The sequence below is a fragment of the Roseburia sp. MSJ-14 genome, assembly GCF_018918225.1.
GTDB lineage: Bacteria > Bacillota > Clostridia > Lachnospirales > Lachnospiraceae > Petralouisia.
Window position 1 is genome coordinate 605,909 of the sequence record NZ_JAHLQD010000008.1, and the last position, 17,327, is coordinate 623,235.

At 38.6% G+C, this 17,327-nt stretch carries 18 protein-coding genes; 2 read left to right on the forward strand and 16 right to left on the reverse strand.

Features of this window, described 5'->3' with window-relative positions; genetic code table 11:
* Window positions 1–11: 11 nt before the first annotated feature.
* From dprA to sigK, 3 genes are all read right to left on the reverse strand, one after another.
* Complete coding sequence (gene dprA / locus KQI83_RS05345) at window positions 12–1,094, reverse strand: DNA-processing protein DprA (protein ID WP_253295522.1); 1,083 nt, start codon at window positions 1,092–1,094, stop codon at window positions 12–14.
* Complete coding sequence (locus tag KQI83_RS05350) at window positions 1,087–2,637, reverse strand: YifB family Mg chelatase-like AAA ATPase (protein WP_216555246.1); 1,551 nt, start codon at window positions 2,635–2,637, stop codon at window positions 1,087–1,089. The genes dprA and KQI83_RS05350 overlap by 8 nt, the downstream gene beginning before the upstream one ends.
* 112 nt (window positions 2,638–2,749) lie before the next feature.
* On the reverse strand, window positions 2,750–3,376 hold the full coding sequence (sigK, locus tag KQI83_RS05355; protein WP_216555247.1) for an RNA polymerase sporulation sigma factor SigK: 627 nt from the start codon (window positions 3,374–3,376) through the stop codon (window positions 2,750–2,752).
* A gap of 153 nt (window positions 3,377–3,529) precedes the next feature.
* Between sigK and KQI83_RS05360 the strand changes: the two genes are divergently transcribed.
* A complete protein-coding gene (locus KQI83_RS05360; protein WP_216555248.1) occupies window positions 3,530–3,709 on the forward strand; it encodes a DUF4250 domain-containing protein in 180 nt (59 codons plus the stop codon).
* Here the strand turns inward: KQI83_RS05360 and KQI83_RS05365 are convergent, their stop codons facing one another.
* The 13 genes from KQI83_RS05365 to acpP form a co-directional block, all read right to left on the reverse strand.
* A complete protein-coding gene (locus tag KQI83_RS05365; protein ID WP_216555249.1) occupies window positions 3,710–4,249 on the reverse strand; it encodes a DUF5662 family protein in 540 nt (179 codons plus the stop codon).
* Window positions 4,250–4,288: 39 nt separating this feature from the next.
* Window positions 4,289–4,936 (reverse strand): TraX family protein, encoded by a 648-nt coding sequence (locus KQI83_RS05370; RefSeq protein WP_216555250.1) that lies wholly within the window; start codon window positions 4,934–4,936, stop codon window positions 4,289–4,291.
* Entirely contained in the window at window positions 4,911–6,815 is a 1,905-nt protein-coding gene (locus tag KQI83_RS05375; RefSeq protein ID WP_216555251.1) for an alpha-amylase family glycosyl hydrolase, read from the reverse strand. Before KQI83_RS05375 ends, KQI83_RS05370 begins: the two co-directional genes overlap by 26 nt.
* Before the next feature lie 103 nt (window positions 6,816–6,918).
* Window positions 6,919–7,980: an NAD(P)H-dependent flavin oxidoreductase gene (locus KQI83_RS05380; protein ID WP_216555252.1), complete on the reverse strand. Its 1,062-nt coding sequence runs from the start codon at window positions 7,978–7,980 to the stop codon at window positions 6,919–6,921.
* A 15-nt stretch (window positions 7,981–7,995) separates the two neighbouring features.
* Window positions 7,996–9,672, reverse strand: a complete 1,677-nt coding sequence (locus KQI83_RS05385; RefSeq protein ID WP_216555253.1) for an acetyl-CoA carboxylase carboxyltransferase subunit alpha — start codon at window positions 9,670–9,672, stop codon at window positions 7,996–7,998.
* A gap of 22 nt (window positions 9,673–9,694) precedes the next feature.
* Entirely contained in the window at window positions 9,695–11,035 is a 1,341-nt protein-coding gene (locus KQI83_RS05390; protein ID WP_216555254.1) for an acetyl-CoA carboxylase biotin carboxylase subunit, read from the reverse strand.
* 28 nt (window positions 11,036–11,063) lie between these two features.
* Window positions 11,064–11,492, reverse strand: a complete 429-nt coding sequence (fabZ, locus tag KQI83_RS05395) for a 3-hydroxyacyl-ACP dehydratase FabZ (RefSeq protein ID WP_216555256.1) — start codon at window positions 11,490–11,492, stop codon at window positions 11,064–11,066.
* Window positions 11,493–11,501: 9 nt separating this feature from the next.
* Window positions 11,502–11,945, reverse strand: a complete 444-nt coding sequence (accB, locus tag KQI83_RS05400; protein WP_216555258.1) for an acetyl-CoA carboxylase biotin carboxyl carrier protein — start codon at window positions 11,943–11,945, stop codon at window positions 11,502–11,504.
* A gap of 4 nt (window positions 11,946–11,949) precedes the next feature.
* Entirely contained in the window at window positions 11,950–13,185 is a 1,236-nt protein-coding gene (gene fabF / locus KQI83_RS05405; protein ID WP_216555260.1) for a beta-ketoacyl-ACP synthase II, read from the reverse strand.
* Window positions 13,186–13,230: 45 nt separating this feature from the next.
* Window positions 13,231–13,974 carry a 3-oxoacyl-[acyl-carrier-protein] reductase gene (fabG, locus tag KQI83_RS05410; protein ID WP_216555262.1) on the reverse strand — a complete coding sequence of 248 codons (744 nt, stop codon included), beginning with the start codon at window positions 13,972–13,974 and terminating at the stop codon, window positions 13,231–13,233.
* On the reverse strand, window positions 13,971–14,891 hold the full coding sequence (gene fabD / locus KQI83_RS05415; protein WP_216555264.1) for an ACP S-malonyltransferase: 921 nt from the start codon (window positions 14,889–14,891) through the stop codon (window positions 13,971–13,973). The genes fabG and fabD overlap by 4 nt, the downstream gene beginning before the upstream one ends.
* Window positions 14,884–15,825: an enoyl-[acyl-carrier-protein] reductase FabK gene (fabK, locus tag KQI83_RS05420; RefSeq protein WP_216555265.1), complete on the reverse strand. Its 942-nt coding sequence runs from the start codon at window positions 15,823–15,825 to the stop codon at window positions 14,884–14,886. The genes fabD and fabK overlap by 8 nt, the downstream gene beginning before the upstream one ends.
* 2 nt (window positions 15,826–15,827) lie before the next feature.
* Window positions 15,828–16,058 (reverse strand): acyl carrier protein, encoded by a 231-nt coding sequence (acpP, locus tag KQI83_RS05425; RefSeq protein ID WP_253295494.1) that lies wholly within the window; start codon window positions 16,056–16,058, stop codon window positions 15,828–15,830.
* 163 nt (window positions 16,059–16,221) lie between these two features.
* Here acpP and KQI83_RS05430 point away from each other — a divergent pair, with 163 nt between their 5' ends.
* On the forward strand, window positions 16,222–17,322 hold the full coding sequence (locus tag KQI83_RS05430; RefSeq protein ID WP_216555266.1) for an HD-GYP domain-containing protein: 1,101 nt from the start codon (window positions 16,222–16,224) through the stop codon (window positions 17,320–17,322).
* Window positions 17,323–17,327 lie beyond the last annotated feature (5 nt).

The window sequence follows — 17,327 nt, forward strand, 5'->3', positions numbered from 1 at the left end:
CTTTATTTCATTCAGACTTCAATCTCGGTCCGCACAAAATAATTTTTATATACTTCTGAAATACAGCCCATTTCCCTTAATGTATTAAGAATTGTTATTAATTCTCCCAAAGGCAAGCCTGTATTTTCCATTAACGTTTCCAAACTTCTCGGGGTTAAATCCACACAACTATACACCAACCTTTCTAATTTTTCAAGTGTCTTTCCTGTTTTTTTTGCTGCATTTCCATCTTGTACTGTTAATTTTTTCACATTTTGCAGCATTTCCTGCACACTTGTAAAAATCCCTGCGCCCTGCTGAATCAAGCGATTGGTGCCCTCACTCAACTTATCTCCAACTCTACCCGGTACTGCATAAATTTCTTTTCCCTGTTCTAACGCAAAATCTGCTGTAATAAGAGAACCGCTCTTTTTTCTCGCCTCCACGATAAGCACAATATCTGCCATCCCACTGATAATCCGATTTCTATTTGGAAAAAATATAGGTCTTGGTGTTGTTTTGGGACAATATTCACTGATAATCCCTCCGCTTTGTGGTATTCTCTCATATAAATCCTGATTTTGCTTCGGATAGCAAACATCTACTCCGCACCCTAAAATTCCGTACGTTTTTCCTTGTGCTCTCAGTGCTCCCCACTGCGCCGCACCATCGATTCCCGCAGCCATTCCGCTAATCAGTTCCACTTCCATTTTTCCTAAAACATATCCTATCTGCTTTGCCACATTTCTTCCATATTCCGAGCAAACACGCGCCCCTACTATGGCAACAGCGCATTTATCTTCCTCGGGCAATCTTCCCCGATAAAACAGTCCATATGGTGCCTGATAAATATTTCTCAAACGACTTGGGTACTCCTCTTGGCGAAATGAAACGAAAGAGATTCCTTTTTCTATTTGTTTTTCCTGTTCCTCTTTGGGATTCTTCTTTTGATATTGCTCCAGAATTTCACATTCATTTTGTGTTAAAAATTTTATTTTTTCTAACTTACTTTTATTCATATAATATATTTCTTTTGCTCCGCCTACCTGTTCTTCCAAAGCTATCTTTTTCGCTGCCGATATTCCCGATATTCCTCCTAACCATCTTTTATACATCACTGCCTGTCCATCCTTTTCCATCAATATTTCGATACATAAGGCTCTCCGCAATATGAGAACTGCTAATTTTTTCTTTTCCTTCCAAATCTGCAATTGTCCTTGCTACCCGAATCACTTTATAGTAACCTCTTACACTTAGCTCTAAACTTTCAAAAGCTTCTGCCAACATGGCTTGTGCTTCTTTTTCCATTGGACAAAAATTTTCTATTTGTTCTCCGGGAATTCTACTGTTATAACGAATATTACTTTTCTCATATCGCATATCCTGTAGCCTTTGCACCTCTTTTATGCGCATACTTATTTCACGAGAGGATTCTTCTTTTCCTTTTCCTGTTAATTCTAATATTCCAGGCTTTTGTACCTCTACACATAAGTCAATTCTATCTAAAAGCGGACGACTGATTTTTTGTAAATGACGACGTATCATCGCAGGGGTGCATGTACATTTATTTCGATTGGGATAATAGCCGCAATTACATGGATTCATTGCCGCCACCAGCATAATATCCGCCGGATAACTATATGTTCCCTGGTTACGCACCAGATGTATCATGCCTTCTTCTAATGGTTGACGTAACACTTCTAATGCCGCCTTTTGAAATTCTGTCATTTCATCTAAAAACAGCACCCCATTATGTGCCAGACTGATTTCTCCGGGTTTCGGAACCTTTCCGCCTCCTGCCATACCTGCCACACTTATGGTATGATGGGGATGACAAAATGGTCTTTTTCTAAAATTTTCTTCTCTTTTTCCGAACATTCCACTTACACTATAAATTTTCGCCAGTTCCAATGCCTCTTCTTCTGAAAGTTCCGGAAGAATTCCCGGAATTGCTCTTGCTGCCGCTGTTTTTCCGCCACCCGGTGGCCCTAACATTAAAAGATTATGTCTTCCTGCTGCGGCAATTTCACAGACTCGTTTTAATACTTTCTGCCCTCGTATTTGCTGGAAATCATATCTGTTCTCTTCTTTTTTTGATTCTGTTTCTTCTATATTATTGTGGTAATTTACAGTAACTTTACAATTGTTTCTATTCTGTAATATTGGGATAAGCTGTTGTAGATTTTCCGCCGGTAATATCTGAATGTTTCCTACCATACCAGCCTCTTTGGCATTCGCCTTTGGAATGCAGATACACTTTTTTCCTGCTTCTTTTGCTGCTATGGTCATTGGTAACACCCCGTCTATGGGGTGAATATCGCCGTTTAGACTGATTTCTCCTGCAAATACAATATCTTCTAAGCTTTTACTGCTAATATGTCCATATGCGGCTAATACAGCCAATGCAATCGGTAGGTCAAATCCTGTTCCGCTTTTTCGAAGTTCTGCCGGATATAAATTAATGGTAATACGTTTAGGCGATAGTCGGATTCCTGTATTTCGAATAGCGACACGAATCCGCTCCTTCGCCTCTTTTACTTCGTTTGAAAGTTCTCCAACCATCTCAAATACAGGCATACCATCACATACGTCTGCCTCTACCTGCACTAAAACGCTTTCAATTCCGCAAACACTTGCGGTTGATACAATACTGTACACAATTCCTCCTTTTGTGCCAGCTTATGGGAATCATGGGCTGATATGCCCCAGATAAAAAGATGGATTTATCATACCATGCTTTCTCCCTTTTTGCAATGCATTTGTACCGGAATTACACTTTTTCAAAACAGACCCTTAGTTTTTCCAATGCCTTTTTTTCGATTCTGCTGACATAAGAGCGCGATATTCCCATCTTATCTGCAATTTCACGTTGGGTTATTGGCTTTCGATTATACAAGCCATAGCGCATTTCGATAATTTCACGTTCCCGTTTTCCCAGTACTTTCGGTATCATCTCATAAAGTCTCTTACTGTTTCCCTTCAACTCGATTATGTCAAAAATATCCTTTTCCTGACTTTCTACCACATCCATAAGATTAATCTGATTTCCTTCTTTATCTGTCCCAATCGGTTCATATAAGGAAACTTCTCTGGAGGTTTTCTTTTTTGCCCGAAAATACATGAGTAACTCGTTATCAATACACCTTGCAGCATAAGTAGCCAAACGATTTCCTTTTTCGTATTTAAAGGTGGATACCGCTTTTATCAGCCCTATGGTTCCTATAGAAATCAAGTCTTCTGTATCTTCCTCTGCGCTCTGATATTTTTTTGCGATATGTGCTACCAAACGTAAATTCCGTTCAATCAAAATATATTTAGCCTCAAGGTCGCCCTCTTTCATTTTTTTCAAATAATATATTTCTTCCTCTGCATTTAATGGCATTAAAAAAGTTTTCAAAAAAAGCACCTCTAAGCTGATTTATTACATTCTATGAAAAATCAAGCTTTGAAGTGCCTTTCCCATATGAAATTCTTTGCTTTTCTTGAAAACTGCCTGTATTAAGAGTATACTTATGCATACATGAAAAATCAGATACACAAGGAGGCAATTATGCAACAGATACCAAACGACCCTGTAATGCTGTTAAGCTATATTAACACCCAATTAAGAGATTTTTACCCTAGCTTAGAAGAACTTGGCAAAAGCCTTGATATTTCTGTCTCAGAGCTTACCGATAAATTAGCATCCATTGATTACTTCTATGATGCCAAGAAAAATCAATTTATATAATCAATAATCTTTTTGTTTCAACAATACGTTTTTAATATAGGAGAATGTCTTATCTTCTCCTTCTTCCGCTAACATGCGCAGGAGCTTTTCTAATAGTTTCTGCGTATCTTTATGAATCATATAGTGTCCTCTTCCTTGCGCATAATATTCCCAGGGACTGTCATCCCGATACTTTTCTTTTTGATAGTTTTTTGAAGCTGCTACTCGGTCAATAAACATTTCTACCACATATTTTAATGGCATTTTCATTCCTACCATACTTTTATCTTTCCCCACGCCATAATCAATCCAGTATTCTAAATGATGTTTATTTCTTCCTTTATGATGTAACCATGCATTAGAATATCCTTTCACTTCTCTTTCACGGTTATTTGGGCTGGCTGTTCCCTGATAATATTTACATCCCACCAAAAATTCCGTAGGGGAATATTTGGACAAATCGTGCAAAAGCCCCTGCTTATAAAGTCCTACGCGAAAGCATCCTTTCATAACCAGATACTTGTGGTGATTAATTGTCTTAAAATGTTGCCAGGCTTTCATTTATTTTCACTCCTATTTCAATACTTTAATTTCAATGCTTTATCTAATAATTAAATATAAAATTAATAAATGCACCGGGTAAAACAGGTAAAAGAAATATTTCATTTTCGGTCCCTGTTTTCCGTTATACCGTAACATTGGAATTGTCGCCAATGCTGCGTAAGCCTGCACTCCAACTCCAAAATACAGTAAATTCAATCCGGCAAAAACAACTTGCTTTAACAACCTTTGTTCACGCAAGAAATAAAAACATGCGATAATCATGATTCCACCTGCGCCATAATCTGTTTCTAACAGTTCTGCTATCATGATTGCAACGATAAATGTTCCAAAGGGAAAATTTCCTGCCTTTCCGGACTGAATGACATCTATCATCACAAGCCCTATGAAAAGTGTAAAAAATACATTTTGGTGTTCTAATGTTAATTTACCGAAGAATGCATAATCAAAGGGAATTTCAGATATTAGTGCAAACACTAACAACCGTATTTCGTACTTTCGGATATTACCGGTATGTACTGCTCCTTCTACCAATAAGAAACAAAATATGGGGAACGACATTCTTCCTATGATTCGCAAGCATGTATACTGTGGATACAAGGTGGCACCAATATGATCTATGAGCATGGTAATAATTGCAATCCATTTCAGCGTAAAACCATTAATTCCGATTCTGCTTTTTCCCATTCTTATCTGCTTTTTCCTTTCCTGTTCGTTCTTTTCCTGTCAGTAATAAAATGGTATTTTCCGCTACTTCTATTTCTCCTGTAACCTTGGACTTTTTCTGTTTTTCGCTTCCTGTATCAAATACGATTGACCATGAAATTTCTCTTGGCAGAGCCATCTTTTGAGATTCGTTTTGAAAGTTATATGCAAGATACAGATGTTCTTTTCCGCCATAGGCTCCGCAATAAAACATGCCGATAAAACCTCGATTCCTTTCAAAATCTACCTGCCATCCATCTTCCCCATGGTACGACAAATCCGGGTACCCCCGATTCTCATAATCCATCATTTGATAGGGTTTGGAACGATGCAGTATCGGATAGGATTTTCGAAGTTGTAAAAGTTCTTGCAGATACGCTACCATTTCTCGACTAAGCTTTGTATTCTTCCAATCTTTCCAACCGATTTCATTATCCTGACAGTAGGCATTATTATTTCCATTCTGAGTATTTCCACATTCGTCTCCCATCCATATCAAGGGAACTCCTTGAGAAAATACTGTTGCTGCCAAGGCATTCTTTACCTTCTGCTCGCGCTGTCGAATAATATCTCTTCGCTTTGTAACTCCTTCCTGTCCGCAATTACTACTGTAATTCCAATCATTTCCATCTCGATTGTCTTCTCTGTTTTCTTCATTATGCTTTCTTCCATAAGAAAATGCATCCCAAAGAGTAAATCCATTGTTTTCTGCCACAAAGTTTACAAATCCCTGATGTTCCTGCTGTCGCTTCATCTGGCAGGAAAATTCATAAATATTTCCTCCCTGATGATTTAGCAACCGGCGCACCTGATACATAAATGCATCATTGTAAGTATATAACTCCGGACCAAAACGCCACTTTGCAGATGCTAATTCTTCCGAAAAACCATCATAAAATATTTTACAACCGGAAAGTAATGCATCCTTTGCCACCAATTCCGCTACTGTGTAATCTCCGATAATTCGGAATCCATCAACATGATATTCCCCTTTCCAATAACGCATCGCATCAATTATTAAATATGGATTTACTTTTTTATCAAAATAGAATTCTGCCATAAATTCCATATTCAGTTGATGCATTTTATAAATCAGTCTCTTTAAATTATCCGGATTGTTTTCTTCTCCCAGATAAGACGCTTTGGGTGCAAAATAATTTCCTGTGGTATATCCCCAGTAATTCAGCATATTTACCGGATGTTCTTCCCGCTTGTCCTTATCTAATAACAAAAATTCTTCAAACTCATAGATTGGCATAAATAAAAGACTGGTAATTCCAAGTTCTTTTAGATAATCCAGCTTGCGTTCTACCATTTCAAAGGTTCCTTTTTGGGAACTTTCTGTTTTCATCCCCATAGTAAACCCTCTGGCATGCAACTTGTAAATCACCATATCTTCTTTTCTTATTTTGGGATTCTTGTCGTTTTTCCAATCAAATTCAGAAAAATAAAATCCACTTTTAATTTTCTTTTGTTCTTGTTCTCTTAACTTTTTCTGCTGTTTTTTTATTTTTTCAGGCACAAACTTCTCTGTGTATTCTTCTCTTGGCTTACGTCTTTCTTCTGCCCAGGTTTCTCGTCCAATCACTTTTTTCGCATAGGAATCTACACTTTCTATGCCATCTATCTCAAAATTATAATCATATTCTTCCCATTTAAAATTTTGCAATCCTACGGTATAAACCGTAGGGTATGCCTCATCTTGTACCATGGGAATTCGATATACCGTTTCTTTTTCTTTTTCATACAACAACAAATTACAGTTGGCTTCTTCTCCTGTTTGCAAGGAAAATGAAAGGATGTCCTTGTCTTTTGTTACGCCAAATGTTTCATATTTTCCTTTACAAATGTTAAATTCCATATACGCCTCCTGTTTTTGCTTTCCTTTCTATTATATCAATTTCCATATCAGAAAAAAAGCCTAAAAGCAAAAAAACAGGAAGATTACTCTTCCCGTTTTCCTCTTAAACTGTCATATATCCTGAAAATTCTTTCATAATATCGGAAACATGCTCTATCTTCTTAGCTCGCCATGCATTTGCACCGCAAAAGATTAGTCCCTGAGATACTTTCCCTTTTACAGCGTTAATCAAGGCATTGGTGATACAATAGGGAATATCCTTCTGCTTGCAATGTTCTAAGCACTGCAAACACTTCTTGATTTTCACAGGTTCTTTTTCAGTTTCTTCTATAAATGCATTGTGAATTGCTCTTCCCGGCATTCCTACCGGACTCTTTACAATTTGAATTTCTTCTTGTTTTGCATCAATATATGCCTGTTTATAGGCATCGCTGGCATCGCACTCATAGGTTGTTACAAAACGTGTTGCTACCTGCACTCCATCTACACCAAGCTCCATGGCATGCTTCATATCCTGAACATCGTAAATTCCACCTGCGGTTACTATGGGAATATGATAGTCATACTTTTCTCCAAAGGATTCTACAACCTGAATAATTCCCTTTATTTCGTCCTCATACTGCTCCTGTGTAATTGTCTGCAATTCTTCATAAGAAAAGCCTAAATGCCCGCCTGCTTTCGGTCCTTCAATGACAACTAAGTCCGGGCAACGTTTGTACTTTCTGTCCCACAGCTTACAAATTACATTTGCTGACTTAATGGAAGACACAATCGGTGCGATTTTTGTTTTTGACTTTTCTACTAATTCCGGTAATCGGGTTGGCAATCCTGCACCTGAAATAATCAAATCCACACCAGCTTTTACTGCTGCTTTTACATATTCCTCATACTTCTTGGTTGCCACCATAATATTTACGCCTACCACACCGCCCTGGGCAATTTCTTTTGCTCTCTTAATATGCTTTTCGATTGCCTTTAGATTGGTTTCGATAGGATGTTCCTCAAATCCTTTTTCCTGGTATCCTATCTGTGCAGTAGAAATAATGCCTACTCCACCACATTTCGCTACATTTCCAGCCAGTTTTGATAAACTTACACCGACTCCCATTCCACCCTGTATCACAGGGATTTTTGCTACTAAATCTCTAATTACTAACTTGCCCATGTCTGCTTTCCTCTCTTACATATTACGGAATCTTTCATAACGCTGATTTGCAAGTTCTTCTTTCCCCATACCCAGATATTTGTGAAGAAATCTTCGGATTTCTTCTTGCATTTTACCTGCAATATATTCTACATTTTCTGGATTTGCCGGTTCTGGCTCATATATAATTTTCTCGATAATGCCAAGTTCTTTTAAATCTTTTGCCGTTACTCGCATAACTTCTGCCGCTTTCGGTGCCTTGGAAGCATCTTTCCATAAAATAGATGCAAATCCTTCCGGTGATAAAATGGTATAGGTTGCATTTTCCATCATCCATACTTCATTACCGACAGCCAGTGCAAGCGCCCCACCGCTTCCACCTTCACCGATAACAATACTTAATATCGGCACTGTCAAATCCGACATTTCGAACAGGTTTCTTGCAATTGCTTCTCCCTGTCCCCGTTCTTCTGCTTCCATGCCACAGAAAGCCCCAGGCGTATCTACAAAGCAAATAATCGGTCGCTGAAACTTTTCTGCCTGTTTCATTAAACGTAATGCCTTACGATATCCTTCCGGTGACATCATACCGAAATTACGAATCAGATTTTCCTTGGTATTTTTTCCTTTTTGCTGTCCGATGACAGTTACCGGACAACCATCTAAATATGCAATTCCACCAACCACGGCTCCGTCATCTCCACAGTGACGATCTCCGTGAAATTCTGTAAATTCCTTGAAAATCTCCTGAATATAATCCATTGCCACAGGACGATCTGCACTTCTTGCACGAAGTACTCTATCCCACGCGGATACTTTTTCCTTTTTCTCTTCGTTTTCTACTTCTTTACAACGATTCGGTATCAGTGCTTCTTTTTTATCTACCGGACGATGCATTACAATCAGTTTTGCTAATGTATCTTTTAAATCTTCTCGTTCTACAATGCCATCTATCAATCCATGCTCTACCAAAAACTCTGCCCTTTGGAATCCTTCCGGCAATTTTTGACGAATGGTTTGTTCTATTACTCTCGGACCTGCAAATCCAACCAAAGCTCCCGGCTCCGCTAAGATAATATCACCAAGCATTGCAAAACTTGCTGTCACACCACCGGTAGTCGGATCTGTTAATACGGAAATATACAAAAGTCCTGCCTCGGAGTGACGCTTTAACGCTGCTGAAGTTTTTGCCATCTGCATCAAAGATACCATACCTTCCTGCATTCTGGCTCCACCGGAACAAGTGAAAATAATAACCGGCAACCGTTCTTTTGTTGCACGCTCTACGGCTCTTGTGATTTTTTCTCCTACAACATAACCCATGCTTCCCATTAAGAATCTTCCATCACACACACACACTACGGCTTCTTCCCCGTGAATGGTACATTTTCCGCAGGTAACCGCTTCATCAATTTTACAACGTTCCTTAAGGCTTTCTATTTTCTCCAGATAATCCGGATAATCCAGTGGATTTTCATTTTCCAGTCCCTCATCCCATTTTTCATAACTTCCCTTATCTGCTACCATTTGAAGTCTTTTTTTGGTGGTAAGGCGAAAATATTTTCCACATTTATAACAAATATAGCGGTTTGCTTTTACGTCTTCTTTATAAAGCATTTCTCCGCATGCTTCACATTTTATCCATAATCCTTCCGGTACTTGAGGTTCTTTTCCCTGTACCGCAATGTAATTGGTCTTTTTAAATTTCAGCATTTTTTCTCACCTTTCCGTCAAATCATTCAAAGTAATCCGGGATAAAATGTGTATTGGTCTTTCCCGCTACAAATACCGGATGACTTAAAATTTCATACTCAAAATCCAGATTGGTAACAATTCCTTCTACTACCACTTCTCCTAATGCACTTTGCATCTTGCGTATTGCATCCTGCCTGTTCTCACCATGTACAATCACTTTTGCCACCATGGAATCATAATATGCTGGAATGGTATAGCCATTATACAAAGCCGATTCAATTCGTACACCATTTCCTCCCGGGAAATGCAATTCTTCTACGGTTCCCGGACAAGGCATAAAGTTCTTCTCCGGATTTTCTGCATTAATACGACATTCTATCGCATGTCCCCGCAATATTACATCTTCCTGACGAATATGCAATGGTTCTCCTGCCGCAATACGAATCTGCTCTTTTACCAGATCAATTCCGGTTACCATTTCCGTCACGGGATGTTCTACCTGAATTCTGGTATTCATTTCCATGAAATAGAAATTTTTGTGCTTATCTAAGAGGAATTCTATGGTTCCGGCATTCTCATAATTTGCCGCTTTTGCTGCCCGTACCGCTGTATCACCCATACGCTTTCGTAATTCTTCATCCATTGCAGCGCAAGGGGACTCCTCAATCATCTTCTGATGTCTTCTTTGAATGGAACAATCTCTTTCCCCTAATTGAATCACATTTCCATATTTGTCTGCTAAAATCTGAAATTCGATATGTCTTGGCTCTTCAATATACTTTTCAATATACATAGTATCATCGCCAAAAGAATTGATAGACTCTTGCTGTGCCAGATTGAAATTTGCTTCAAAATTTTCCGGTTCAATTGCGATTCGCATACCTTTTCCGCCACCGCCGGAAGATGCTTTAATCATAACCGGATATCCGATTTCTGCGGCAATCTTAGCTCCTTCCTGTGCTGTGTATACAGGCTCTTTGGTTCCGGGAACTACCGGAACTCCAGCTTCCATCATTGTAGCTCTTGCATGAGATTTATTTCCCATTTTTCCAATAATTTCACCGGAAGGACCGATAAATACGATTCCGCTCTTTGCACACATTTCTGCAAAATGTTCATTTTCTGATAAAAAACCAAATCCCGGATGAATTGCCTGCGCCTTCGTTGCAATAGCTGCACTTAAAATTCTTTCCATATTCAGATAACTGTCGGAAGAAGGTGCTTTTCCGATACAGACCGCTTCATCTGCAAGCTGTGTATGAAGTGCATCACGGTCTGCTTCTGAATAAACTGCTACCGACAAAATTCCCATTTCACGACAAGCTCGAATAATTCTTACTGCAATTTCTCCTCGATTTGCAATCAATATTTTCTGAAACATAATAAAATGCTCCTTTAACTTTTACATTTTACCCAATAGCAAAGGTAAGTTCTGCCTGCGTTACCACTTTCCCGTTTACCGTTGCAGTTGCTTTTCCTATTCCAATTGGTCCTTTTTCTTTGATGATTTCAAGTTCCAGCATCAGTACATCTCCCGGTACTACTTTTTGCTTGAATTTTGCGCTATTAATTGCACCAAAATATGCTGTCTTTCCCTTGAACTCCGGTTTACTTAAAATTGCCACAGCACCTGCCTGTGCTAAAGCCTCGATAATCAGTACTCCCGGCATAACCGGTTCTTCCGGAAAATGCCCTGCAAAAAAAGGTTCATTATAGCTAACACATTTTTTTGCCACAGCTCTTTTTCCCGGCTCTAACTCCTCAATGGTATCAATCAATAAAAATGGTTGACGATGAGGAATAATCTCCATAATTTCCTTTGTTCCCATTAATGACATAAGCTTCTCCTAACCGATAACAAACATTGGCTGTCCATACTCTATCACATCTTCATTGGATACTAAAATCTTCTTTACGGTACCATCATAGTCGCTTTCAATCTCATTCATCAATTTCATTGCTTCTACAATTCCCAGTACCTGCCCCTTCTTCACGCTGTCGCCAACCTTGATAAAAGGTTCTGCATCCGGTGAAGAAGATGCATAAAAGGTTCCAACCAATGGAGAAGTCACAACGTTACCTGCCACCTTATCTGCTTCTTTTTCTGCTGTTGGTGCAGCGTTTTGTTCCATAACAACCTGAACTTCTTGTGGTACTCCATTTACAGTCACCAATTTTTCTTCTTTTTCCTTGCGCATCTGAATCACAGTCCCATTTTCTTCATAGGAAAAACGGGTAAGTTCTGAATCCGATACTGCTGTAATTAATGTAATAAGCTGTTCAAATTCCATGTTCTTACTCCTCATATTTTTTCAAAAGCAGGCTTGCGTTATGTCCGCCAAAGCCAAGTGAATTTGTTAAAGCATAATTAAACTTCTTCTCTATTCCTTTTCCTTGTACATAATCCAAATCCAGTTCATCATCGGGCTGTTCCAGTCCAACGGTCTGATGAATGTAATTGTGATTCATCTGAAGAATACATGCAATCACTTCTACGGCTCCTGCTGCTCCTAACAAATGTCCTACCATGGATTTTGTAGAATTTACTTTCATGTCATATGCATGTTTTCCAAAGGCAAGCTTAATTGCTCTGGTTTCAAATAAATCATTATGATGTGTTGCTGTTCCATGAGCATTAATATATTCTACTTCTTCCGGTGCAATTCCAGCTTCTGCTACTGCATTTTTCATAGCGGTTGCTGCTCCCATTCCATCTTCTGCCGGTGAAGTAATGTGAAATGCGTCATTGGTACATCCATATCCAACTACTTCTGCTAAAATCTTAGCTCCACGCTTTTTGGCATGTTCTAAGTCTTCCAAAATTACCACACCTGCTCCTTCACCCATGGTAAATCCACTTCTATCCTTATCAAATGGGATAGAACAACGGTGAATATCATTGCAGGTAGACAACGCTGTTAATGCGGTAAATCCACTTACTCCTACCGGTGTAATGGAACTCTCTGTTCCCCCTGCTACCATAACATCTGCTTCTCCGTGTTGAATGGAACGGTATGCTTCTCCTATAGAATTGGTTCCAGTAGCACAAGCTGTTACTACATTTAAGCTCTTTCCTTTTAATCCAAACTGAATTGCAACATTTCCTGCTGCCATGTTTGTAATCATTAATGGAACCATCAACGGATTGATTCTATTTGGTCCTTTTTCCAACAGCTTGGTATGTTCTCTTTCCATTGCCTGAAGGCTTCCGATTCCGGAACCAATGGCACAACCAAATCTATATGGCTCTTCCTCTTCCATATTGATTCCGGACTGTTCTAACGCTTCTTTGGTTGCTGCTACTGCATATTGGCAAAACAACTCCATACGTCTTGCTGATTTCGGGTCCATATAATTTTTGCCATCAAACCCTTTTACATTTCCTGCAATTTTCACTTTATAATCCGTAGTATCAAACTGGGTAATTTCACTGAAACCTATTTTTCCTTGCTGGATTCCATCCCAGAATTCTTCTACATTTAGTCCGATTGGAGTAATTGCTCCCATACCGGTTATTACAACTCTCTTCATGAAATCTCTCCTGTTCCTATTTGTTTTGCCTGAATTTTCGTCACTTTACATTCCCATACCACCATCAACATGCAATACCTGACCTGTAATATAGGATGCATCCTCTGACGCTAAAAATTTTACTGCATTCGCAACTTCCTTTGGATTTCCAAATCTTCCAAATGGAATCTGTGCCTTTCCGGCTTCCACTACAGACTCTGACAATTTTTCTGTCATATCTGTTTCGATAAATCCCGGAGCAACTGCATTCACTCGAATTTCTCTGGATGCTAATTCTCTTGCTAAAGACTTTGTAAGACCGATTACTCCGGCTTTAGATGCTGCATAGTTCGCCTGACCTGCATTTCCCATTACTCCGGAAATAGAAGAAATATTTATAATACAACCAGACTTTTGTTTTAACATTTGTCTTGCTACCTGCTTAGAAGTATTAAAGGTTCCCTTTAAGTTAATTGCAAGCACGCTGTCAAAATCTTCTTCCTTCATTTTCATAATTAAGTTGTCTTTGGTAATACCGGCATTGTTTACTAAAATATCTAATCTGCCATGTTTTCCAACAACTTCTTTTATCATTGCTTCTACCGCTGAAAAATTCGAAACATTGCATCCATAGCTTTCTGCCTTGCCACCTTGGCTTGTAATCTCTGATACCACTTGTTCTGCTGCTTCTTTAGAACCGTTATAATTTACAACTACAACAGCTCCCTCGGCAGCCAATGTCTTTGCAATTTCTTTTCCGATTCCTCTGGAAGCACCGGTTACCAATGCTATTTTTCCTTGTAAGCTCATCCCAATACCTCTACTAATTTTTCTAAATCCGCAATTGTTTCTACATTATATCCTTTTGCTTCTGGTGCTATCTTTCTTAAGAACCCTGTTAATGTCTTCTTTGGTCCAATCTCAATAAATGTATCTACACCATCTTTTACCATACGTTCTACGCTCTGCTGCCAACGCACTGAAGATGAAATCTGACGTTCCAATAAGTCTTTTACCTGATTTTTATCTGTCACATAATCAGCAGTCACATTGGTAATGTATGGAGTTTTAATTTCTTCCACTTTTACCTTTTCAAGCTCTTGCGCCAGCTTCTTTCCTGCCTCTTCTAACATCTTAGAGTGAAATGGTCCGCTGACTTTTAACGGAATACAACGCTTTGCACCTGCTTCTTTTAACTTTTCTGCTGCTTTATTCACTGCCTCAACTTCGCCGGTAATTACGGTCTGTCCCGGACAGTTATAATTTGCTACTGAAACAATTCCTTCTGCTTCGCTACAGACTTTTTCAATTACATCATTGGAAAGTCCCATAACTGCTGTCATAGCTCCTCCTGTGGGAACTGCTTCCTGCATAAACGCTCCACGCTTTACTACTAACTCTAATGCATCATGTACAGACAATACTTCAGAAGCTACTAATGCACCATATTCTCCAAGACTAAGTCCTGCATTTACTTCAGAATAGATTCCCTTTTCCTGTAACACTTTCAAGATTGCAATTTCTACTGTCAGCATTGCTACCTGTGTGTATTTTGTAATATGAAGATTCTCATTTTCCTGAAAAATCAATTCTTCCATAGACAATCCAGATACTTTGTTGGCAATTGCAAATACTTCTTTGGCTCTGTCATAATTTTCATAAAAGTCTTTTCCCATACCGGTATACTGTGCACCCTGTCCCGGAAAAACAAATGCAATTTTACTCATAACGTGTTCCTGCTTTCTGTAACAATTCTGTTGTTTCTGACATCAGTTCTTCAATCATTTCCTTACAGGTCTGTTCTTTTTTTATCATTCCTGCAATCTGACCTGCCATTACGGTTCCGTTTTTCACGTCACCTTCTACTACTGCATTTCTCAATGCACCTACTGTTAGAAGTTCTAATTCTTCAAATGGTACACCATCTTTTTCCTTCTGAAGGTATTCCTTTGTCATTTGATTTCTCAACTGACGAACCGGATGCCCATGTGTTCTTCCTGTAACAGCAGAATCAATATCTTTTGCCTTAATAATTCTGTCTTTATAGTTCTGATGACAGATAGATTCTTTTGCTACCACAAATCTAGTACCCATCTGAACGGCATCTGCGCCTAACATAAATGCTGCTGCCATTCCTCTTCCATCACCAATACCTCCGGCTGCAATTACCGGAATCTTTACTGCATCCACGACCTGAGGAACCAATGTCATTGTGGTAGATGCTCCAATATGTCCACCTGATTCTGTTCCTTCTGCGATTACTGCGTCCGCACCGCCTTTTTCCATCATTCTTGCCAGTGCCACACTTGCTACTACAGGAATCACTTTACTTCCATTACGTTTCCACATATCCATGTATTTTCCCGGATTTCCGGCACCTGTTGTAATGACCGGAATGTTTTCCTCTACTAATACCTGTGCTACTTCATCAGCATATGGGCTTAACAGCATGACATTTACACCTATAGGACGATCTGTTATTTCTCGCGCCTTATGTATTTCCTGTCTTACCCACTCTGCCGGTGCATTTGCTGCACCGATAATTCCAAGACCGCCTGCATTTGACACAGCCGCTGCCAGATTATGTTCTGCAACCCATGCCATACCGCCCTGGATAATTGGGTATTCTATTTGTAATAATTCTGTGATTCTTGTTTTCATTTTTATTCTACACCTTTGTCTTTTAAATAATTTACAACATCTCCTACTGTAAGTAACTTTTCTAAGTCTTCGGAAGGAATTTCTACAGAATATTCATCTTCTAATGCCATCACTAATTCAAATAAATCTAAGGAATCTGCTCCTAAATCTTCTTTAAAAGAAGTCTCCATTTTAATTTCTTCTGCCTCCACGCTTAACTGCTCCGCAATAATTTCTTTCATTCTTTCTAACATCTCTGTAATCTCCTTTATATTTTGATTTGCAAATAGTTTGATAGTCAAAGTATATCACAAAATACTACTTTGTCAACAAAAATATAGTATTTTTTTTTCAGTTATGATATGATAAAAACATGAACACAGATATTAAAATTTTATGAAAACGGGGTGTGTTAAAATGGTCAGAACTACTATTAGCAAATTAAAACCCGGAATGTTTACGGCAGCGCCGGTATACAGTGCTACCGGACAGTTAATTCTGCCGGAACATTCTATTTTAACAGTACAGCAAATTTCTCGTTTGGAATTTTACGGTGTAGAGTGGGTTGCTACTATTCCAGAAGAAGAATTGCGTGATTCTGCTATTGAAGAACTTTCTGAAAGTGAGCATGAGGAAATTATCTCTTACTCACAAAAGATTCGCCGTAGTAAATCTTTTCATTTATTTAAAGTTGATTACAATAAAAAATTAGCGATTTTACAACAATCTATGAATGATTTACTAAAGAAAAATGTTCCTGTTGATACTACTACACTTTTAGAGCAAGTCAGTAGTCTTTACACAAATAATCTGACGACCCTTTCTATTTTTGATATGTTACATAACATGCGTCAGATTGATGATTCTACCTACGCACACTGCCTGAATGTTTCTTTGATTGCACGCATGCTGGGAGAATGGCTTGGATTATCTGAGGATGATTTGGACATACTAACCCTTTCCGGTCTGCTTCATGACATTGGAAAATGTATGATTCCTCCGGAAATTCTAAATAAACCTGCAAAACTTACTCCTGAAGAGTATGAAGAAGTGAAAAAGCATGCTCGTTATGGTGCTGAAATTCTGGAAAAGCAGCCAATAGACAAACGTGTTATCCGGGTTGCTCTTATGCATCACGAACGTTGTGACGGAAGTGGATACCCTATGGGATTAAAGGGCGACGAAATTGATGATTTTGCTAAAATTATTGCTATTGCAGATGTCTATGATGCTATGACTGCTAATCGTTGCTATCGTAAGGGGCTTTGTCCTTTTGAAGTAATTGCAACATTTGAAAAAGAAGGTCTTGTAAAATACGATTCTAAGTATATTCTTACTTTCTTAAATCGTATTATCGATACCTATATTTGTAACAGTGTACTTTTAAATGACGGTACCTGCGGAAAAATCGTATTAATGAATCAAAAGGCTCTCTCACGTCCTGTAATTCATACGATAACTAACGAGTATATTGATTTAACCAAACATCCTGAACTTTACATTCAGGCAATCATATAACAAAT